Genomic DNA, 21,158 nt, shown 5'->3' with positions numbered 1-21,158 from the left:
GTCCGAAGGTGCCGTCGATGCTCGATGCGGTCGTGGTGGGTGCGGGACCCAACGGGCTGACCGCTGCCGTTGAGCTGGCCCGCCGCGGATTCTCGGTCGCCGTTTTCGAGGCCCGGGACACCGTGGGCGGCGGCGCCCGCACCGAGGAGCTGACCCTGCCGGGTTTCCGGCACGACCCGTGCTCCGCCGCGCACCCGCTCGGCATCAACTCACCCGCCTTCCGCGACCTGCCCCTGGAGCGGTACGGCCTGGAGTGGCTGCACGCCCCGCTGCCCATGGCGCACCCCTTCCCGGACGGCTCGGCGGCCGTGCTCTCCCGGTCGGTCGGCGAGACGGCCGCCTCCTTCGGAGCGCGCGACGCCGGCGCCTACCGCCGTCTGGTCGAGCGCTTCCTGCCCCACTGGGACACCCTCGCCCGCGACTTCATGTCCCTGCCGCTGACCGCGCTGCCCCGCGACCCGATCACCCTCGCCCGGTTCGGCCTGGTCGGGCTGCCCCCGTCGACGTGGCTGATGCGCCGCTTCCGCGACGACAGGGCCAAGACCCTCTTCGCCGGCCTCGTCGCGCACGTCATGGCCCCGCTCAACGGCTTCGCCACCGGCGCCGTAGGACTGGTCTTCGCCCTCGCCGCACACGCCCGCGGCTGGCCCGTGGCCCGCGGCGGCTCCCAGGCCATCTCGGACGCCCTCGCCACGTACCTCGCGGACCTCGGCGGCACCGTACACACCGACTTCGAGGTCAAGCGCCTCGACGACCTGCCGCCCGCCCGCGCCTACGTCTTCGACACCTCGCCCACCGCCCTGGCCCGCATCGCCGGCCTCGGCAACCACTACGCCGACTACCGGTACGGCCCCGGCGTCTTCAAGATCGACTACGCGCTGGACGGCCCCGTCCCGTGGACAGCCGAGGAGCCCCGCACCGCGGGCACCGTGCAGATCGGCGCCGACAGCGCGGAGATCGGCGCCGCGCTGAACGCGGCCTCCCGCGAGGGCCGCGCCCCCGACGCGCCGTTCCTCATCACCACGCAGCCCAGCGTCGTCGACCCCACCCGCGCTCCGGAGGGCAGGCACGTCTTCTGGGCGTACGGCCACGTCCCCAACGGCTGGACCGGTGACCTCACCGACGCCGTCGAGCGCCAACTGGAACGTTTCGCCCCCGGCTTCCGCGACCGCGTACTCGCCCGTGCCACCGCGGGTCCGCCCGAACTCGCCGCCCGCAACGCCAACTACGTCGGCGGTGACATCGCCGCCGGCGCGGTGTCCGGCCTCCGGCTCCTGCTGCGCCCCAAGCTGTCCCTGTTCCCGTACGCCACCCCGCACCCGGCCGTCTACATCTGCTCGTCGGCCACCCCGCCGGGCCCCGGCGTGCACGGCATGTCGGGGCACAACGCGGCGAAGGCCGTGTGGCGCAGACTGCGCCGGACCTGACCACCGAACCGAGCCGCACCGGGGGCCGGACATGACCACCACCATCACCCTCGTCCAGGGCGACATCACCCGCGAGAGCACCGACGCGATCGTCAACGCCGCCAACTCCTCCCTGCTCGGCGGAGGCGGCGTCGACGGCGCCATCCACCGGCGGGGCGGCCCCGAGATCCTCGCGGAGTGCCGCCGACTGCGCGCCGGTCACCTCGGCGGGGGCCTGCCCACCGGCAAGGCGGTCGCCACCACCGCGGGCAACCTGGACGCCCGCTGGGTGATCCACACGGTCGGCCCGGTGCACAGCCCGGCGGAGGACCGCTCCGGTCTCCTTGCCTCCTGCTACCGCGAGTCCCTTCGCGTCGCCGACGAACTGGGCGCGCGCACGGTCGCCTTCCCGGCCATCTCCACCGGCGTCTACCGCTGGCCGATGGACGACGCGGCCCGTATCGCCGTCGAGACGGTACGCGGCACCGCGACGTCGGTGGCGGAGGTCCGTTTCGTCCTGTTCGACGACCGGGCGTACCGGGCGTTCGCGGCGCAAGTGCACTGAAAGACCCCCCCCGCCGACTCGTCGCGCCCCCGCACGCTCCCCGACCTGGCTTGACGCTCCTATTGCGACTGATGTGCAATAACCCCGCACCAACAACAAGCGTGGGGGAGACATGACAACCCGTCGGATACGAAGTGCCGCCGCCGCGGCGGCGTTTGCCGCCGGCGTCACCGCCTGCTCCGCGCCCGGGGGCGGCGGAGCAGGCGGTGACGCCAAGGCGGCCGAGTCCGTGGTGATCGGGGTGGCCTCCGAGCCGGACACCCTCAGCCCGCTGCTCGGCTACGGCAAGGACGGAAACTCCAAGATCTTCGACGGGCTGCTCGCCCGCGACACCGACCTGAAGCTGAAGCCCGCGCTCGCGACCGCGCTGCCGAAGATCGCGGACGGCGGCAGGACGTACACGTACACCCTGCGCGACGGCGTGAAGTTCAGCGACGGCGAACCGCTGACGGCCCAGGACGTGGTCTACACGTACCGCACCGTCCTCGACGAGAAGACCAACAACACCGCCCGCAGCGAACTGGACGCCATCAAGGACGTCAGCGCGAAGGGCGACGACACCGTCGTCTTCTCCCTCAAGTACCCGTACGCGGCCTTCGCCGCCCGCACGGTGCTGCCCATCGTTCCCGAGCACGTCGCCGGCGGACAGGACCCCAACACCGGCACCTTCAACACCGAGCCGGTCGGCACCGGCCCGTACGTCCTCGCCGACTGGAGCAAGGGCGAGAAGCTCACCTTCAAGGCCAACCCGCACTACTGGGGCGGCGAGCCCGCGGTGAAGTCGTTCACCATGGCGATCATCGCCGACGACAACGTCCGCGCCACCCGGCTGCGCTCCGGCGACCTCGACGGCGCCGTCCTGCCGCCCAACCTCGCCGCCACCTTCGAGAAGGACGACGGCCGGCGCACGTACGAGGCCAAGTCCTACGACTTCCGCGCCGTCACCCTGCCCACCTCCGGCAAGGTCACCGGCGACCGCGCCATCCGGCAGGCCCTGGACGCCGCCGTGGACCGCCAGGCCATGGTCGACAAGATCCTCGACGGCGCCGGCCGGCCCGCGTACGGACCGCTGCCCGTCGACGACCCCTGGTACGAGCGCGGCATCGAGCGCCCGCACGACCTCGCCGAGGCGAAGCGCATCCTCGGCGAGGCCGGCTGGAAGCCCGGCTCCGGCGGCATCCGCGCCAAGGACGGACAGCGCGCGTCCTTCACCCTGTACTACCCCTCGGGCGACAAGGTCCGCCAGGACCACGCCCTCGCCTACGCCTCCGACGCCAAGAAGGCCGGCATCGAGGTGAAGGTGGAGGGCGCCACCTGGGAGGTCATCGAGCCGCGGATGAAGAACGACGCGGTCCTGGCAGGCTTCGGCAGCGTCGGTGACCCCGACTTCGGTCTCTACACCCTGCTGCACTCCTCCCTCGCCAACGACGGCTTCAACAACATGGCCGGTTACGACAACCCGGCCGTGGACAAGGCCCTGGACGCCGGTCGCCGCACCCAGGACCCGGACCAGCGCGCCGCCGCCTACGACGAGATCCAGCAGGCCCTGGTCGAGGACCCCGGCTACACCTTCCTCACCCACATCGACCACCTCTACGTCCTCGCCGACCGCTGGGACGGGCTGAGTACGCAGCTGGAGCCGCACGAGCACGGCTTCGCCAGCGGGCCCTGGTGGAACATCGAGGACTGGCAGCCGAAGAAATGACCCGATCGCCCCGGAGGCTGCCCTGGGGAGCGATGGCACGACTGGCGGGGCGGCGGGCGTTGTTCGCCGGCCCCGTCGTCCTCGTCGTCACGTTCGGTGTCTTCGCCATCGCCGCCGCCTCCCCGTTCGACCCCGTCAAGGCGTACGCCGGCACCGCCGCGCTGGGCGCCGACCAGGAGACCCTGGACCGGCTGCGCGACAACCTCGGTGTGGATCAGTCGTTCGTCGTCCGCTGGTGGGACTGGCTGACCGCCGCCCTCACCGGAGACCTCGGCCACTCGCCGGTCATGCGCCAGCCAGTGGCCGAGGTGATCGGCGAACGCCTCGTGTGGTCCGCGCTGCTGTGCGCGGTCGCCTTCGCCGTCGCCGTCCTGGTCGGCACGCTCCTCGGCGTGCTGGCCGCCCGCCGCCCCGGCTCGATGCTGGACCGGGCGGTCACCTCCCTCGCGTACACCCTGGAGGCCGCGCCGGTCTTCTGGATCGCGCTGCTCGCGGTGTGGCTCTTCGCCCTGCAGTGGGATGTCCTGCCGGCCGGCGGGCTGACGGACACAGCCAGCGAACAGGTCACCCCGGGACAGGTCGCGAGCCACATCGTGCTGCCCGCCGGTGTGCTCGCCGTCTCGCAGCTGCCCTGGTTCACGCTGTACGTGCGCCAGGGCGTGGGCGACGCCCTCGCGGAGGACCCGGTGCGCGGCGCGCGGGCCCGCGGCATCGGTGAGGGCACCGTCCTGTTCGGGCACGCCCTGCGCTCGGGTCTGCTCCCGGTGCTCACCCTGATCGGCTCCCGCGTCCCCGAACTCATCACCGGCGCCCTGCTGGTGGAGACCGTGTTCAGCTGGCCGGGCATCGCCGCGGCCACCGTCGAGGCGGCCACCGCCGTCGACTTCCCGCTGCTGGCCGCCCTGACCGTCCTCGCCACCGCCGCGGTCCTCGCCGGCAACCTGCTCGCCGACCTGCTCTACGGACTGTTCGACCCGAGGGTGAAGCTCAGTGAAATGTGACTCCCATGGCTGACGTCGCCGCCGAGAAGGCCGAGAAGACCGAGAAGGCCAAGCGGACCGGGCGGGCCGGGCGGGCCGGGCAGTCCGAGCGGGCCGCCCCCGCCGCCGACGCCGGGAACGCGGAAGGGGCGGAGCAGGCCGGCACGCCGTGGCGGGCCCACGGCACCGACCGCCGCTCCACCCGCACCCTGCGCCTGCGCGTCTCGGCCGCACTGCTGACCCTGACCGTCCTCGCGGTGCTGCTCGTGCCACCGCTGGCGCAGCTCGACCAGCAGGCCGTCGACCTCGCCGCCAAGCTGCAGCCACCCAGCTGGGCCCACCCGTTCGGCACCGACGACGTGGGCCGGGACCTGCTGCTGCGCTGCGTGTACGGGCTGCGCGTCTCCCTGCTCGTCGGGGTCGCGGCGGCCCTGACGGCGACGGTCGTCGGCACCGCCGTGGGCGCCACCGCCGGGGCGCTGGGCGGCTGGGTCGACCGCTCCGTCATGCGGGTCGTCGACACCATCTCCTCCGTGCCCCACCTGCTGCTCGGCATCTTCATCGTGGCGATGTTCCGGCCGGGAGTGTGGCCGGTCGTGATCTCCGTAGCGCTGACCCACTGGCTGTCCACCGCACGTATCGTCCGCGCCGAGGTGCTGTCCCTGCGCTCGCGCCCCTACATCGACGCGGCCGTCTCAGGCGGCGCCTCCCGGTGGCGGGTGGCCGTACGGCACCTGCTGCCGGGCGTGCTGCCCCAGGCCGCGCTGGCCGCCGTACTGATGGTGCCGCACGCCATGTGGCACGAGTCGGCGCTGTCCTTCCTCGGCCTCGGCCTGCCCACCCACACCGCCAGCCTCGGCAACCTCATCCAGGAGGCGCGGGGTTCGCTGCTCGCCGGGCAGTGGTGGCCGACCCTCTTCCCGGGCCTGTTCATCATCGTCCCCACCCTCGCCGTCGCCGGCCTCGCGGGCGCCTGGCGGGAGCGGGTCAACCCCCGCCGCCGATCGGAGCTGATGCTGTGACCGAGCGAGCCCCCGTGCTGTCGGTACGCGGTCTGTCGGTGCGTTTCCTCATGCCGGGCGGGCGCCGTGTCGCCGCCGTCACCGACGCGCACTTCGACGTGGCGGCCGGCGAGTGCCTGGCCCTGATCGGGGAGAGCGGCTGCGGCAAGTCCGTCCTCGCCTCCGCCCTGCTCGGGCTGCTGCCCGGCAACGCCCGGACCGCCGGCGCCGCCCTCCTGGGCGACCTCGACCTGCTCACCGCGGACGAGCGGACCTTCGCCCGCACCGTACGGGGCCGGCTCGTCGGCCTCGTCCCGCAGAGCCCGGCCGCGCACCTGACGCCCGTGCGCACCATCCGCTCGCAGCTGGAGGAGACGGTCGCGGAACTCACCGACGTCCGCGGCCGAGTCGCCTTGCGTCAGGCCGCCGAGGCCGCCGCCGAGCGCGCCGCCTTCCCGGTGGACCACCTCGACCACCACCCGCACGAACTCTCCGGCGGCCTGGCCCAGCGCGCCGCCACCGCCCTCGCCCTCGTCGGCGACGCCCCGCTGCTGCTCGCCGACGAGCCGACCACCGGACTCGACCGGGACCTGGTGGACCGCACCGTCGACGAGCTGAGGCGACATGTCGACAACGTGACGGGTGGCCGGAGCCGCGCCCTGCTGATGATCACCCACGACCTCGCCGCAGCCGAACGCATCGCCGACCGGATCGCCGTGATGTACGCGGGCCGCATCGTCGAACTCGCCGACGCCACCGACTTCTTCGGCACCCCCGGCCCCCGCCATCCCTACAGCAGGGGACTGCTCGACGCCCTGCCCGACCGTGCCTTCACCCCCATCCCCGGCCTGCCGCCGGAACTCGGGGCCCTCCCCGACGGCTGCGCCTTCGCCGCCCGCTGCGACCGCGCGACCGACGCCTGCGACGCGCTGCCGCCCCTGACCGCCGTACCGCCGTCGCCGGACGCCGTGCTGCCGCCGCCGGCCGGCGCGCCGGCCGCCACCGTCGCCTGCCACCACCCGCACGCCGCGCTCACGGAGGCCGCCGACCGTGCTTGAAATGCGCGCCATCACCGCCGGATACGCCAGGAACGCGCCCGTGTTCCGGAACGTCTCCCTGTCCCTGGAGCCGGGCGAGGCCCTCGGACTGCTCGGCCCCAGCGGCTGCGGCAAGTCCACCCTCGCCCGTGTCGCCGCCCTGCTCCACCACCCCGACGCCGGCTCCCTGACGGTCGACGGCGCCCCCGTACGGCGCTGGCGGCACCGGGCGCCCCGCGAACAGCGCACCGCCTTCGGCGTCGTCTTCCAGCAGGCCAGGCTCTCCGCCGACCCCCGCCTCGCGCTCACCGACCTGATCGCCGAGCCGCTGAGGGCCACCGGCCGGCGCGAGGACGTCACCGGCCGCGTCGCGGAACTGGCCGCCACCGTGGGGCTGACCGCGGACCTGCTGAGCAGGCGTCCGCACGAGGTCAGCGACGGCCAGTTGCAGCGCGCCTGCCTCGCCCGCGCCCTCGTACTGCGCCCGCGCTGGCTGGTCTGCGACGAGATGACGGCGATGCTCGACGCCTCGACCACCGCCGCCCTCGTGCGGGTGGTGGAGGACTATCGGGCGTCCACGGGCGCGGGTTTGCTGGCCGTCGGCCACGACCGCGTGCTCCTGGACCGCTGGTGCGACCGCACCGTCGAGTGGGGGACCCTGACCAGCGGCTGAGCCTCCGTCCGAGCCACCTCCCGAGATCCTGGACATGTATCGGTCAAGCGCGGTCCATGAGCACAGCAGCCGGGGTTCACCCGCTGCCGTTTGCCTGGTTGTCGTCCGGCCATCCCCCCTCTGGAGGTTCGATGACCCCGCCGCGCACCAGCTCCCCGAACTCGCTGAAGAGAAGGGGGTTCCTCGGCATCGCGGGCGCCGCCGGCGCCGGCGCGGTGCTGCTCGGCACCGGTGCCGCGCCCGTCGCTTCCGCCGCGCCGGGACGTGTCCCGGGCGACCCGTTCCAGCTCGGCGTCGCGTCCGGCGACCCACTCCCCGACGGCGTGGTGCTCTGGACCCGCCTGGCGCCCAAGCCGCTCGACGACGACGGCGGCATGCCCAACCGCCCCGTCGCCGTGAGCTGGGAGATCGCCCTCGACGAGCGGTTCCGGAAGGTCGTCCGGCGCGGTGTCGAGCACGCCGTGCCCGCGGAGGCGCACACCGTCCACGCCGACGTACGCGGCCTGCGTCCGCACCACGAGTACTACTACCGCTTCCGCGCCGGCGACGCGGTCTCCCCCGTCGGCCGCACCCGTACCGCCCCGGCCCCCGGCACCTCGCCCACGGTCGACTTCGCCTTCGCCTCCTGCGCCAACTGGGAGCAGGGCCACTTCACGGCGTACCGGCACATGGCCGAGGAGCGCCCCGACGTGGTCTTCCACCTCGGCGACTACCTCTACGAGTACGCCGCCGGCGTCAACGGCAAGGTGCGCACCCACCACGGCGACGAGATGAACACCCTCGCCGAGTACCGCGCGCGCCACGCCCAGTACAAGACCGACCCCGACCTCAGGCTGCTGCACGCCACCGCGCCGTTCGTCGTCACCTGGGACGACCACGAGACCGACAACAACTACGCCGACCTGAGCCCGGAGAACAACGACGCCGGCCAGGGCAACGACACCACCGCCCACTTCGCCGCCCGCCGCCGCGCCGCCTACCAGGCGTACTGGGAGCACATGCCGCTGCGCCGCTTCCGCAAGCCGGTGGACACGGCGCTGCCGCTGTACCGGCGCCTGGAGTACGGCGCCACCGCGACCTTCAGCGTGCTGGACACCCGTCAGTACCGCACCGACCAGCCCTACGGCGACAAGTGGCAGGTCTCCGGCCCGGACCAGTGGGATCCGAAGGCCACCATCCTCGGCGACGAGCAGCACGCCTGGCTGGAGCGGAGCCTCGCCCGGTCGCGCTCCACCTGGAACGTGGTCCCGCAGCAGATCTACTTCGCCAACTGGGACGCCGTCGCCGGCCCGGACGACGGCGGCTACAACGACGGCTGGGACGGCTACCGTGCCTCCCGCGACCGGGTCCTCGGCTACGTCGAGGAGCGCCGTATCGACAACTTCGTGGTCCTTACCGGCGACGTGCACAACAACTGGACCAACGACCTGCGCCGCGACTTCGAGCGTCCCGAGACCCGGCTGCTGGGCAGCGAGTTCGTCACCACATCGATCACCTCGGGCGGCGACGGATCGGCCACCCACGACCCCGGCCAGGTGTACTGGGACGAGAACCCGCACACCAAGTACTACAGCAGCCGTCGGGGCTACGTCCGCTGCTCCGTCTCCAACCAGCAGTACACCGCCGACTACCGCGTGGTCGACTACGTCACCCGGCCCGGCGCCCCGGTCCGCACCGACAAGTCGTTCGTGATCGAGACCGGGGTGCCCGGGGTGCAGGAGGTCTGAGCACCGCCCCGGTTCACCGGGGCAGCAGCTGCCGCGCCAGAGCGTCTCCCGCCCAGTGCTGCCACCGGGCGGGAGACCATCCCCGCCCGGTGACCAGCAGGCCGTACGTCTCCGGGCCCAGGACGGCCAGGCCGATGTCGGCGGCCGTCGCGGCGTCGATGCCGTCGCGCAGCGCCCCAACGGACTTGGCCACCAGCGCCTCGGCGAAGGCGAGCTGCACGGCGTGCCGCTGCCGCCGGTTGAGCTGCCACAGCTCGGCCAGCTCCCGGTCGGCGGCAGCGGCGGCATGCACCACCTCGAGCACGGGCGCGGCCCGCTCCAGAACGGCTCGTGCACCCGCCGCCTGGAGGGCCAACTGGGCAGCGGGATCCGGGGCGTCGAGCACCTCCTGTGCCCAGGGCCGGTCCAGCGTCGCGACCGGGTCGAGATCCCCGGCGACGGCGGTGTCCAGCAACTCCTTGAGCACCGCCCGCTTGGTCCCGAAGGTGAAGTAGACGGTCTGGACCGCCACTTCGGCGCCGCGGGCGATGTCCTCGACGGTGGTCCCCGCCCAGCCGCGTTCGGTGAACAGTCGCCCGGCGGCGTCCAGCATCCGCTGTCGGGTGCGGCGTGCCTTCTCGGCGCGGGTGACGGGTGGCGTCATGCCGTGTCCTCTCCGCCGCGCGGATCGGCTTGGTGCGGTCGGACTTTGACTGCAGTCATACCGCACTGTAATCACTGGAGTATGACTACAGTGAGGTGCGGCGGCTCCGCCGGGCGGATCCTGGTCGTCGGTGGCTACGGTGCCGTCGGCGCCGGTGTGACCTCCTCCCTCGCCGCTCGGTTCCCCGGCCGAGTGGTGCCCGGTGGACGGGACGAGGCCAGGGCCCGGCGGCTCGGGGGAGTGCGCGTCGACGTCACCGACACGGCCGCCTTCCGGTGCGCGCTGGACGAACTCGGCGACGTGGCGGCCGTCGTGCTGTGCGTCGAACCCCCCGACGAGTCCGTCGCCCGCCTCTGCCTGGAACGCGGAGTGCACCTGGTGGACGTGGGGGCCACCGCCCGTCACCTGGACGCCGTGGCGGCCCTGTCCCGCACGGCCGCCGCCACCGGGGCCGTCGCCGTGCTCAGTGTGGGCGTCGCCCCCGGACTGACCAACCTGCTCGCCCGCCGCGCCCACGAGGCCGTGGCTGGCGCCGAGCGCATCGACATCACGCTGCTGCTGGGCACCGGCGACCGGCACGGCGCCGACGCCTTGCGCTGGACCGTCGCGGGCCTGGCCGAGCCCGTCCGCGAGGTGCCGCGCAGGACGGGTCTGCCCGGGTACGGCATCCGCACCGCGCATCCGTTTCCGTTCTCCGACCAGCACACCCTGCCGAACACCCTGGGCGTCGCGGACGTCACCACCCGGTTGTGCCTGGACTCCCGCGCGCTGACCGCCGCGCTGTTCGGGTTGCGCCGTACGGGTCTGCTCCGAGCCGTCGGACGGCCCCGGGCGCTGCGGTCGCTGACCGGCGCACTCCACCGCGTCCACCTGGGGCGGGACGGATTCGCGGTGCGGGTGGACGCGTGGCGCGGCGACCGGCACGCGGTGCACGCCCTCACCGGCCGCGAGCAGAGCCGCGTCACCGCGCTCGTGGCCGCCCGCGTCACGCGTGAAGTGCTCGCCGGATCCATTCCACCCGGCGTCCGTCACATCGAGCAGGTCCCCGCCCTGCAGGGGCTGCCCGGCACGCTGGCCGCCCACGGCGTCACCCTGTTGCGTCCGGCCGCCGCTCGGGGGCGGCGGTGACCCTGGAAGTCCCTCACCTCCTGGTGCACGCGGAGGTCCATGCAGAGGCCTGAGCCGTATTGTTCATCAGGAACCAACAAAGTTCGACGGGATAATTGATTCGGTTGTGTTCGGGTCCTAGGGTGTGCCTGACTCAGTAGTCGCCGTGTCACCGGCAGTTGTGTTCCACCGCCACGTCAACTGCACTCACAGCACCGTGCGTTGAGCCGCCCCCGAAGCCCACGGAAGGCCACGGTCATGCCGCACTCGCCCGTGTCACCCGCCGGACTCCCGGTCCCCCGTCCCCGGCCGCTCGTCAGCCGTCGCCGTCTTCTGGAGGGCGGTGCCGCCGTCCTCGGCGCGCTCGCCCTGTCGTCCTCGTCGCCTCTCGTGGCGCATGCGGCCGACCGTCGGCCCGCGGCCGAAGAGACCTCGGAGTGGAACGACTTCGGCGTCTTCCGGGTCGGCACCGAGCCGCCGCACACCACCCTCATGCCGTACGCGGACGTGAGACAGGCCCTCGAAGGCGACCGCACCCGCTCGCCGTACCGGCTCAGCCTCGACGGCAACTGGAAGTTCGCCTACGCCGACCGGCCCGAGGACCGGGACGCCGACTTCCACCGCACCGACCTGGACGACGGCGACTGGGAGACCATCCCGGTGCCGTCCGTGTGGCAGCTGCACGGGCACGACTTCCCGATCTACCTCAACATCACCTACCCGTACTGGGGCCCCAACGGCCGTGGCGAGGACCCGCAGCCGCCCGCCGCGCCGACCCGATACAACCCGGTCGGCCAGTACCGGCGCACCTTCACCGTCCCCCGCGACTGGGACGGCCGCCGCACCTTCCTCCACTTCGAGGGCGTCAAGTCCGCCCACTACGTGTGGATCAACGGCGAACTGGTCGGCTACGACGAGGACTCCTTCACCCCGTCCGAGTACGACATCACCGACCACCTGAGGCCCGGCACCAACCAGATCGCCGTGGAGGTCTACCGCTACGCCGACGGCGACTGGCTGGAGGACCAGGACATGATCCGGCTGAGCGGCATCTTCCGCTCGGTCCACCTGTACTCCACCCCGGTCGTGCACCTGCGCGACTTCAAGCTGGACACCCCGCTAAGCGACGCGTACACGGCCGCCGAGCTGGCGGTCACCGCGAGCGTGCGCGCGTACGGCGACGGTCGAGACCCAGCTGTACGACGCTCGCGGCCACGCCGTCTGGTCCCGGCCGCTGGAGCAGTCCGCCGACCTCGGCACGGTGGGCGCCGGCCAGGACGTCACCGTACGGGCGGCGAAGGCCGTGCCGAAGCCCCGGCTGTGGTCCGCCGAGCACCCGTACCTCTACACGGCCGTACTGCGCCTGCGCGACCCGGCCGGCAAGGTCGTCGAGACGCTGTCCCACCGGGTCGGCATCCGCGAGTTCGCCCTCAAGGACGGGCTGATGCGGATCAACGGCAAGCCCGTCTCCTTCCGCGGCACCAACCGGCACGAGATGCACCCCGACCGCGGCATCGCGCTCACCCGCGAGGACATGATCGAGGACATCGAGATCATCAAGCGGATGAACATGAACAGCGTCCGCACCTCGCACTACCCGAACAACACGCTGTGGTACGAACTCGCCGACGAGTACGGCCTCTACCTCGTCGACGAGACCAACCTGGAGACCCACGGCATCCGCGACGAGTACCCCGGCGACCACCCCGAGTGGACGAAGGCATGCGTGGTCCGCGCCCAGAACATGGTCCACCGCGACAAGAACCACGCCTCGGTCGTCATCTGGTCGCTCGGCAACGAGGCGGGCGGCGGCTCCACCTTCACCGCCATGCACGACTGGATCCGCTCCTACGACCCCACCCGCGTCATCCAGTACGAGGGCGACGACCGGCCCGGCATCAGCGACATCCGCTCCGAGATGTACGACACCCCGCAGCGCGTCGAGCAGCGGGCGAAGGACACCTCGGACACCCGGCCGTACGTGATGATCGAGTACTCCCACGCCATGGGGAACTCCAACGGCAACTTCAAGAAGTACTGGGACCTGATCCGCCGGTACGACGTGCTTCAGGGCGGCTGGATCTGGGACTTCGTCGACCAGTCGCTCACCTGGCCGGTCCCGCGGCGCACGCTGCTGACCGAGGAGGGGCCAGCCGGACTGCGCGGCGAGATCCTCGCCGCGTCCGGCACCTTCGAGCGCGGCGAGGGGCTGTCCGGCGGCACGGTCTTCGCCCGCGACGAGAGCCTGGACCTCACCGGCTCACTGACCCTGGAGGCCTGGGTCACCCCGCACTTCACCGGCTACCACCAGCCGATCATCGCCAAGGGCGACACCCAGTACGCCCTGAAGCAGAACAACCGCACCTTGGAGTTCTTCATCCACTCCGGCGGCCAGTGGATCACCGCCACCTGGACCGTGCCCGAGGACTGGACCGGCCGCGAGCACCACATCGCGGGCGTGTTCGACGCGGACGCCGGCACCCTCGCCCTGTACGTCGACGGCGAGCGCCGGGCGACCCGCGCCACCGACCGGCGGCCCACCGGCAACACCGCATCCCTGTCGCTCGCCACCGACGCCGACAACCAGGTGCGCGAGTTCAGCGGCACCATCCGCCGCGCCCGCGTCTACGCCCGCGCCCTGAGCGCCGGCGAACTGGCCGACAACGGGCGGGGACCCGGCGACGACGGCGTGCGCTTCTGGTTCGACGCGGCGACCGTGGATGCGGAGAAGAAGCGGACGAAGGAGAAGACCTTCTTCGCGTACGGCGGCGACTGGGGCGACAACCCCAACGACGGCAACTTCGTCGCCGACGGCATCGTCCTCGCCGACCGCGGCCACACCGGCAAGGCCGCCGAGATCAAGCGCGTCTACCAGGCGGTGGGCGTCGAGCGGCGGTCCGGCGGCGCGGGCGCGGTCACCCTCGTCAACGAGTACCTGTTCACCAACCTCCGCGAGTTCGACGGCCACTGGGAACTCGTCGCCGACGGCAAGGCCGTAGGGCGCGGGCGGCTCACCCGTGACCAGCTGGACGTGGAGCCGCTGTCCCGCAAGGACATCACCGTGCCCGTACGGCTGCCGGGCGACCCGGCACCGGGCACCGAGTACTTCCTGGAGCTGTCCTTCACCACCAAGGACGACACCCCCTGGGCGAAGGCGGGCTTCGAGGTCGCCCGGCAGCAGCTCGCCCTCGACGCGGGCGTCCCGGCCGTGACCCCGGTGCCCCTGGACCGGGTGCCGTCCCTGCGCCACCGGGACGGCGAGGAGGAGGTCGAGGTCGACGGCCGCGACTTCTCGGTCACCGTCGACAAGCGCACCGGCACCATCACCTCGTACGAGGTGAACGGCAGGCGGCTGATCACCTCCGGTCCCGTGCCCAACTTCTGGCGGGCGCCCACCGACAACGACCACGGCAACGGCCAGCACACCCGCAACCAGACCTGGCGCGACGCGGGCGCCCGCCGCGAGGTCGCGGACGTCACCGTGCGGGCCCTGGCGGACCGGGCCGTCGAGATCAAGGTCACCGGCGCCCTGCCGACCACTGTGGAGTCGGCGTACTCCACCACGTACACGGTTTTCGGCAACGGCGAGATCAAGGTCGACAACACCCTGCACCCCGGCGCCGCGAACCTGCCCTACATCCCCGAGGTCGGGACGATGCTGTTCCTGCCGCGCGGTCTTGACCGGATGCACTGGTACGGCCGCGGTCCCGAGGAGAACCACTGGGACCGCAACGCCGGGACCGACGTGGGCCTCCACTCCGGGACCGTCGCCGAGCAGTGGACGCCGTACATCCGCCCGCAGGAGAACGGCAACAAGACCGACGTCCGCTGGGTCGCCCTCACCGACTCCCGCGGCGTGGGCCTGCTCGCCTCCGGTGAGCCGCTGCTGGAGGTCAACGCCTCGCACTTCACCCCGGAGGACCTGTCCGGCGGGGTACGGCACGACTACCAGCTGACGCCGAGGGACGCGGTCGTCCTGCGCCTGAGCCACCGCCAGATGGGTGTCGGCGGCGACAACAGCTGGGGCGCGCACACCCACGACGAGTTCAAGCTCTTCGCCGACCGGGACTACTCCTACACCTACCGGCTGCGTCCGCTGACGGACGTGAAGGAGGCGACGGCGGCCTCGCGGCGGCCCACCGCGACCGATTAGCCCGGGGATGAACGGGGAGTCCGGGGCAACCCGGGCTCCCATGGGTGACGTACTGGTCGGAGCGTGCTCCTGGACGGACCGGCAACTGGTGGCGAGCGGCTGGTACCCGCGCGGACGACGGGACGCCGAGGGGCGGCTGCGGCACTACGCCTCACGGCTGCCCGTCGTGGAGGTGGACGCGGGGTACTACGCGTTGCCGAGCCGGCGCAACAGCGAGCTGTGGCTGGAGCGCACGCCGGAGGGCTTCCGCTTCGACGTCAAGGCATTGTCCCTGCTGACCGGCCACCCGACACGGCCGGAGGCGCTCCCCGCCGACCTGCGCGGGGCCGACCCGGACCGGCTGCGGCGCGGGCAGGCGAGCGACGGCCTGCTGGACGAGGTGTGGGGGCGTTTCGCCGAGGCGGTCGAGCCGCTGCGGAAGGCCGGGCGGCTCGGCACCGTGCTGTTCCAGTTCCCGCCCTGGTTCGCACCGGGTTCCCGGGCCGAGGAGGCGCTCGAAGCGTGCGCCCGGCGTACGGAGGGCCGGCCGATCGCCGTGGAGTTCCGGCACCCCGGGTGGTGGGCGGCGGAGCGGGCGGACGCGACCCACGCCCTGCTGTCCGCGCTGGGCGCCTCGGCCGTCGGCACCGACATGGCCCGGGGCGTGCCCGGCGCCCTGCCGCCCACCGCACCGGTCACCCGGCCTTCGCTCGCCGTCGTCCGCTTCCACGGGCGCAGCCGGGCGTGGGGGAGGGGCACCAAGGAGGACCGCTTCCGTTACGACTACTCCGTCGCCGAACTGGCCGCCCGGGTGCCCCGGCTGCGGCGGGCCGCCGACCGGGCGGACGAGCTGCACGTACTCTTCAACAACTGCTGCGCCGACGCCGCCGTACGCGCCGCCGAGACCATGCGGGAGCTGCTCACTCCGCCGCGTCGCTGATACCCAGCCGCAGGTGCTCCACGTGGTAGACGGCCTGGTCGAGCAGCTCGGCGACATGGTGGTCGTGGAGCGCGTACACCACCGAACGGCCGCGCCGCTCACCCACCACCAGGCCCAGATTGCGCAACAGCCGCAGCTGGTGCGAGCAGGCCGACTGCTCCATGCCGACCTCCGCCGCCAACTCGGTGGCGGGCAGCGGGCCTTCGCGCAGGCGGGCCAGGATCAGCAGCCGGGAGGGCGTCGACAGGGCCTGGAGCGTGGTGGCGACGTTGGCGACGTTGTCCGCGTCCAGCCGCACGCGTGCGGCGGCGTCCTGCGCGGTGGTGGCGGCTCCGTGACCCATGCGCTCATCCTACTCACCACACATGAAAGCATGAATGAGTCTTCATCTGTTCCTGTATGGTGTGCCGCGTGTCCACCACGCTTGCCCCTACCCCGGTCCCCGCGCCCGTCAGCCGGGCGCCCCGCCGCCGCACCCGCGTCCTCGCCCTGCCCGAGGCCCGCTGGGCGCTCGTCTCGCTCGTCGCGTTCCTGCTCGCGCTGCCCCTCGACCTGGGCGGCGCCCCCGCCTGGACGTACGGCCCGCTGTACGTCCTCGCCTACGCCGCCGGCGGCTGGGAACCCGCCCTGGAAGGCCTGCGGGCGCTGCGCGAGAAGACCCTCGACGTCGACCTGTTGATGATCGTCGCGGCGCTCGGCGCGGCGTCCATCGGACAGGTCCTCGACGGCGCCCTGCTGATCGTCATCTTCGCCACCTCCGGCGCCCTGGAGGCCCTGGCCACCGCCCGCACCGCCGACTCCGTGCGCGGCCTGCTCGACCTCGCGCCCACCACCGCCACCCGCGTGACCGGTGACCGCGAGGAGACCGTGCCCACCGCCGACCTGGCCGTCGGGGACGTGCTGCTGGTCCGGCCCGGGGAGCGGATCGGCGCCGACGGCACGGTCCTCGGCGGCGAGGGCGAGGTCGACCAGGCCACCATCACCGGCGAGTCCCTCCCCGTCCTCAAGCGCCCCGGCGACGACGTCTTCGCGGGCACCCTCAACGGCACCGGCTCCCTGCGCGTACGCGTCGACCGCGACCCCGCCGACTCGGTGATCGCCCGCATCGTCACCCTCGTCGAGGAGGCGTCCCGCACCAAGGCGCCGACGCAACTGTTCATCGAGAAGATCGAGCAGCGCTACGCCGTCGGCGTGGTGGTCGCCACCCTCGCGGTCTTCGGCATCCCGCTCGCCTTCGGCGCCGACCTCACGGACGCCCTGCTGCGCGCCATGACCTTCATGATCGTCGCCTCGCCCTGCGCGGTCGTCCTCGCGACGATGCCGCCCCTGCTCTCCGCCATCGCCAACGCCGGCCGCCACGGCGTCCTGGTGAAGTCGGCGGTCGCCATGGAACGCCTCGGCGAGATCGACAGCGTCGCCCTCGACAAGACCGGCACCCTCACCGAGGGCACCCCCGAGGTCACCGCCGTACGCCCGCTGCCGGGCAGCGGCCTCGACGAGGACGCCCTCCTCGCGCTCGCCGCAGCGGCCGAGCACCCCAGCGAACACCCCCTCGCCCGTGCGATCGTGTCCGCCGCCCGCGCCCGGGAACTGCGTATCGCCCCCGCACAGGACTTCGCGGCGACCCCGGGCCGCGGCGTCACGGCGGTCGTCGACGGTCACGAGGTGCACGTCGGCCGCGCCGAGACCCCCGAGGGCGCCGAGACCACCGTCCAGGTCACCCGCGACGGCACCCCCGTCGGCACCCTCGCCCTCACCGACCGCCTGCGCGCCGACGCCGCCGGGGCCACCGCCGCGCTCACCGCCCTCACCGGTACCGCCCCCGCCCTCCTCACCGGCGACAACGCACCCGCCGCCGCCCGTGTGGCCACGGCGACCGGCATCACCGACGTCCGCGCCGACCTGCTTCCCGAGGGCAAGGTCGAGGCCGTACGGGAACTGGAGCGGGCCGGCCGCAAGGTGCTCTTCGTCGGCGACGGCGTCAACGACGCGCCCGCCCTCGCCGCCGCGCACGCCGGCGTCGCCATGGGCAGGGCAGGCTCCGACCTCGCCCTGGAGACGGCGGACGCGGTCGTGGTGCGCGACGAACTGGCCGCCGTACCCGCCGTCGTGGACCTGTCCCGGCGCGCCCGCGGGCTGGTCCTCCAGAACCTGGTCATCGCCGGTACGTTCATCACCGTCCTCGTCCTGTGGGACCTGATCGGACACCTCCCGCTGCCGCTCGGCGTCGCCGGCCACGAGGGATCGACCGTGCTGGTCGGCCTCAACGGGCTGCGGCTGCTGCGCGAGTCGGCGTGGCGACCGAGGCGATCCGGAGAAGCCCAGCAAGCGTGACGTCCATGTCGGATTCCCGCCAGCCCCAGCCGGGCCGGCGGGCCATCCTGGACGCATGCAGACGGGAATGCACACCGACACCGAGCGTTGCGTGCGCGCCGTGCAGTCGAAGGACGCGCGGTTCGACGGCTGGTTCTTCACGGCCGTCGTCACGACCCGCGTCTACTGCCGGCCCAGCTGCCCGGTGGTGCCGCCCAAGCCCGCGAACATGACCTTCTACCCGAGCGCGGCGGCCTGCCAGCAGGCGGGGTTCCGGGCGTGCAAGCGCTGCCGCCCGGACACCAGCCCCGGCTCCCCGGAGTGGAACCGCCGCGCCGACCTCACCGCCCGCGCCATGCGCCTGATCGCCGACGGCGTCGTGGACCGCGAGGGCGTGCCCGGCCTCGCCGCCCGGCTCGGCTACAGCACCCGGCAGGTGGAACGCCAACTCCTCGCCGAACTGGGCGCGGGCCCGCTCGCCCTCGCCCGCGCGCAACGCGCCCAGACCGCCCGGCTGCTCATCGAGACCACCCCGCTGCCGATGGCGGACATCGCCTTCGCGGCCGGCTTCTCCTCCATCCGCACCTTCAACGACACGGTCCGGGAGGTCTACGCGCTCCCCCCGAGTGAACTGCGCACTCGCGCCCCCAAGGACCGACCCGCGGGCAACGCGCCCGGCACGCTGACCCTCCGCCTCCCCTTCCGCGCCCCCCTCAACCGCGACAACCTCTTCGGCCACCTCGCCGCCACCGCCGTACCCGGCGTGGAGGAGTGGTGGGACGGCGCGTACCGGCGCACCCTGCGCCTCCCGTACGGTCACGGCATCGTGTCCCTGACCCCGACCCCCGACCACATCGCCTGCCGCCTCACCCTCAGCGACCTGCGCGACCTGACCGTCGCCATCAGCCGCTGCCGGCGCCTGCTCGACCTGGACGCCGACCCGACGGCCATCGACGACCAGCTGCGCGCCGACCCGCTGCTCGCGCCGCTCGTCGACAAGGCCCCCGGCCGGCGCGTGCCGCGCACGGTCGACGAGGCGGAGTTCGCCGTACGGGCCGTGCTCGGCCAGCAGGTCTCCACCGTCGCCGCCCGCACGCACGCCGCCCGCCTGGTCACGGCGCACGGCGACCCGGTCGACGATCCCGAGGGCGGTCTGACCCACCTCTTCCCGTCCCCGACCGCGCTGGCCTCGGTGGACCCCGAGACGCTGGCCATGCCCCGCACCCGCCGCACGACCTTCACGACCCTCGTCTCCCACCTGGCCGACGGCTCGCTCAACCTGGGTGTCGAGTGCGACTGGGCCGAGACCCGCGCCCGGCTCCTCGCCCTCCCCGGCTTCGGCCCATGGACCGCCGACGTCATCGCCATGCGCGCCCTGGGCGACCCCGACGCCTTCCTCCCCACCGACCTCGGCATCCGCCGCGCCGCCGCCGAACTGGGCCTGCCCTCGACCCCGGCGGCGCTCACCGCCCGCGCGGCGGCCTGGCGGCCCTGGCGTGCGTACGCCGTCCAGTACCTGTGGGCGACCGACAGCCACCCGATCAACTTCCTGCCCGTATGACTCCGCGCGAGGAACCGACGTGAAACAGCACGCTGTGATCGACAGCCCCTACGGAGCGCTCACCCTCGTCGCCGAGGACGGCGTCCTGTGCGGCCTCTACATGACCGACCAGCGCCACCGCCCGCCGGAGGAGACCTTCGGCACGGCCGACGACGGCCCCTTCGCCCAGGTGGAGGAGCAACTGACGGCGTACTTCGCCGGCGAACTGAAGGACTTCAGCCTGGACCTGCGCCTGAACGGCACCCCGTTCCAGCGCACGGTCTGGGACCAGCTCCGCGAGATCCCCTACGGCGAGACCCGAACCTACGGCGAACTCGCCGACGCCCTCGGCAACCCGGCCGCCTCCCGCGCCGTGGGCCTGGCCAACGGCCGCAACCCGATCGGCATCATCGTCCCCTGCCACCGCGTCATCGGCGCGAGCGGCGGCCTGACCGGCTACGGCGGCGGCCTGGAGCGCAAGCGGCGGCTGCTGGACTTCGAGCGGGGGTCGGCGGGGCGGACGCTCTTCTAGAGGCAGCGGGGGACCGGCCCCCGCCCGGCCGAAGGGGCGCTGCCCGTACTCCGCGACGGTCGCGTTATCACCGCACCCCCACTCCCCGGCCCGTCGTGCCTCAGCCGAGCCCGCGCAGCAGCGCGGGCAGGGCGGTGCCGATCGGCTCCCGGACGACCTCGTCCGCGAGATCGTCGTACGGCGTCGGATCGGCGTTGACGACGATAAGGCGGGCGCCGTGGTCGGCGGCCACGCCGGCCAGTCCGGCGGCGGGCCGGACCCGGAGGCTGGTGCCGACGGCGATGAAGACATGGCACGCCTTGGCGATCGTGACCGCATCACCGAGCACGACCGGGTCGAGGTGCTCGCCGAACATCACGGTCGCCGGCTTCAGGACGCCGCCGCACTCCGGGCACGGCGGATCGTCCTCGCCGGCCTCGATCCGGGCGAGCGCGTCCTCCATCGGCCCCCGGACGCGGCAGTCCGTGCACACGTAGCTGCGTGCGGTGCCGTGCAGTTCGAGGACCTTGCGGGCGGGGAGACCGGCGAGCTGGTGCAGTCCGTCCACGTTCTGCGTGATCACCCGCACCGGCACCCCGGACCGCTCCAGCTCGGCCACCGCGCGGTGCGCGGCGTTCGGCTCCGCCCGCAGCACCCCCGTGTCCCGCCGCATCCGCCAGGAGCGGCGCCGGATCTCCGGATCGCCCATGTAGTACTGGTACGTGACGAGCTTCTCGGCATCCGGGTCGCTCCGCCACAGCCCGGCCGGCCCGCGGTAGTCGGGGATGCCGGAGTCGGTCGAGACGCCGGCGCCACTGAGGACGGCGACGAGGGGCTTGCCGGTCATGCGGTCGAGGGTATGGCGCCCCGGTCCGGCG

General features: G+C 73.1%; 16 protein-coding genes and 1 pseudogene. 14 read left to right on the top strand and 3 right to left on the bottom strand.

Annotated elements, in window-relative coordinates:
* Positions 1 to 17: 17 nt before the first annotated feature.
* From IE142_RS11405 to IE142_RS11370, 8 genes are all read left to right on the top strand, one after another.
* Positions 18 to 1,427, top strand: a complete 1,410-nt coding sequence (locus IE142_RS11405; protein ID WP_191885627.1) for a phytoene desaturase family protein — start codon at positions 18 to 20, stop codon at positions 1,425 to 1,427.
* 31 nt (positions 1,428 to 1,458) lie between these two features.
* On the top strand, positions 1,459 to 1,971 hold the full coding sequence (locus tag IE142_RS11400; RefSeq protein WP_191885626.1) for an O-acetyl-ADP-ribose deacetylase: 513 nt from the start codon (positions 1,459 to 1,461) through the stop codon (positions 1,969 to 1,971).
* 112 nt (positions 1,972 to 2,083) lie between these two features.
* Positions 2,084 to 3,676 (top strand): ABC transporter substrate-binding protein, encoded by a 1,593-nt coding sequence (locus tag IE142_RS11395; RefSeq protein ID WP_191885625.1) that lies wholly within the window; start codon positions 2,084 to 2,086, stop codon positions 3,674 to 3,676.
* Positions 3,677 to 3,708: 32 nt separating this feature from the next.
* On the top strand, positions 3,709 to 4,677 hold the full coding sequence (locus IE142_RS11390; protein WP_191885624.1) for an ABC transporter permease: 969 nt from the start codon (positions 3,709 to 3,711) through the stop codon (positions 4,675 to 4,677).
* 5 nt (positions 4,678 to 4,682) lie between these two features.
* Complete coding sequence (locus tag IE142_RS11385) at positions 4,683 to 5,678, top strand: ABC transporter permease (RefSeq protein ID WP_191885623.1); 996 nt, start codon at positions 4,683 to 4,685, stop codon at positions 5,676 to 5,678.
* Positions 5,675 to 6,715: an ABC transporter ATP-binding protein gene (locus IE142_RS11380; RefSeq protein ID WP_191885622.1), complete on the top strand. Its 1,041-nt coding sequence runs from the start codon at positions 5,675 to 5,677 to the stop codon at positions 6,713 to 6,715. Before IE142_RS11385 ends, IE142_RS11380 begins: the two co-directional genes overlap by 4 nt.
* On the top strand, positions 6,708 to 7,367 hold the full coding sequence (locus tag IE142_RS11375; protein ID WP_043377964.1) for an ABC transporter ATP-binding protein: 660 nt from the start codon (positions 6,708 to 6,710) through the stop codon (positions 7,365 to 7,367). Before IE142_RS11380 ends, IE142_RS11375 begins: the two co-directional genes overlap by 8 nt.
* 131 nt (positions 7,368 to 7,498) lie before the next feature.
* The gene (locus IE142_RS11370) at positions 7,499 to 9,094 is read left to right on the top strand and encodes an alkaline phosphatase D family protein (RefSeq protein ID WP_191885621.1); all 1,596 of its coding nucleotides are present in this window, start codon (positions 7,499 to 7,501) and stop codon (positions 9,092 to 9,094) included.
* A 13-nt stretch (positions 9,095 to 9,107) separates the two neighbouring features.
* On the opposite strand, the gene IE142_RS11365 is transcribed toward IE142_RS11370, so the two are convergent.
* A complete protein-coding gene (locus tag IE142_RS11365; RefSeq protein ID WP_191885620.1) occupies positions 9,108 to 9,737 on the bottom strand; it encodes a TetR/AcrR family transcriptional regulator in 630 nt (209 codons plus the stop codon).
* An 81-nt stretch (positions 9,738 to 9,818) separates the two neighbouring features.
* Here IE142_RS11365 and IE142_RS11360 point away from each other — a divergent pair, with 81 nt between their 5' ends.
* The 3 genes and pseudogenes from IE142_RS11360 to IE142_RS11350 all read left to right on the top strand — a co-directional run bounded on the left by IE142_RS11360 (position 9,819) and on the right by IE142_RS11350 (position 15,916).
* Positions 9,819 to 10,865: a saccharopine dehydrogenase NADP-binding domain-containing protein gene (locus IE142_RS11360; RefSeq protein WP_229830357.1), complete on the top strand. Its 1,047-nt coding sequence runs from the start codon at positions 9,819 to 9,821 to the stop codon at positions 10,863 to 10,865.
* Between the two features lie 237 nt (positions 10,866 to 11,102).
* A pseudogene (locus tag IE142_RS11355) lies at positions 11,103 to 14,997 on the top strand (glycoside hydrolase family 2 TIM barrel-domain containing protein).
* A 40-nt stretch (positions 14,998 to 15,037) separates the two neighbouring features.
* Positions 15,038 to 15,916 (top strand): DUF72 domain-containing protein, encoded by an 879-nt coding sequence (locus tag IE142_RS11350; RefSeq protein ID WP_191885619.1) that lies wholly within the window; start codon positions 15,038 to 15,040, stop codon positions 15,914 to 15,916.
* Here the strand turns inward: IE142_RS11350 and IE142_RS11345 are convergent.
* Positions 15,897 to 16,259: an ArsR/SmtB family transcription factor gene (locus IE142_RS11345; protein WP_043377953.1), complete on the bottom strand. Its 363-nt coding sequence runs from the start codon at positions 16,257 to 16,259 to the stop codon at positions 15,897 to 15,899. The two genes, IE142_RS11350 and IE142_RS11345, sit on opposite strands and share 20 nt — an antisense overlap.
* 56 nt (positions 16,260 to 16,315) lie before the next feature.
* On the opposite strand from IE142_RS11345, the gene IE142_RS11340 reads away from it, so the two are divergent.
* Genes IE142_RS11340 through IE142_RS11330 form a run of 3 tightly spaced genes read left to right on the top strand, consistent with a single transcriptional unit; the run spans position 16,316 to position 20,301 of the window.
* Positions 16,316 to 18,250, top strand: coding sequence for a heavy metal translocating P-type ATPase (locus IE142_RS11340; RefSeq protein WP_191885618.1), 1,935 nt, complete (start codon positions 16,316 to 16,318; stop codon positions 18,248 to 18,250).
* 55 nt (positions 18,251 to 18,305) lie between these two features.
* Entirely contained in the window at positions 18,306 to 19,790 is a 1,485-nt protein-coding gene (locus IE142_RS11335) for a DNA-3-methyladenine glycosylase 2 (protein ID WP_306432538.1), read from the top strand.
* A 19-nt stretch (positions 19,791 to 19,809) separates the two neighbouring features.
* The gene (locus IE142_RS11330) at positions 19,810 to 20,301 is read left to right on the top strand and encodes a methylated-DNA--[protein]-cysteine S-methyltransferase (protein ID WP_191885617.1); all 492 of its coding nucleotides are present in this window, start codon (positions 19,810 to 19,812) and stop codon (positions 20,299 to 20,301) included.
* A gap of 100 nt (positions 20,302 to 20,401) precedes the next feature.
* On the opposite strand, the gene IE142_RS11325 is transcribed toward IE142_RS11330, so the two are convergent.
* A complete protein-coding gene (locus tag IE142_RS11325; protein WP_191885616.1) occupies positions 20,402 to 21,127 on the bottom strand; it encodes an SIR2 family NAD-dependent protein deacylase in 726 nt (241 codons plus the stop codon).
* Positions 21,128 to 21,158: the final 31 nt, after the last annotated feature.

This window comes from Streptomyces mutabilis, assembly GCF_014649815.1.
Classification (GTDB): Bacteria; Actinomycetota; Actinomycetes; order Streptomycetales; family Streptomycetaceae; genus Streptomyces; species Streptomyces mutabilis.
Note: the sequence above shows the minus strand (reverse complement) of the source record. Positions and strands in the feature narration are given on the sequence as shown.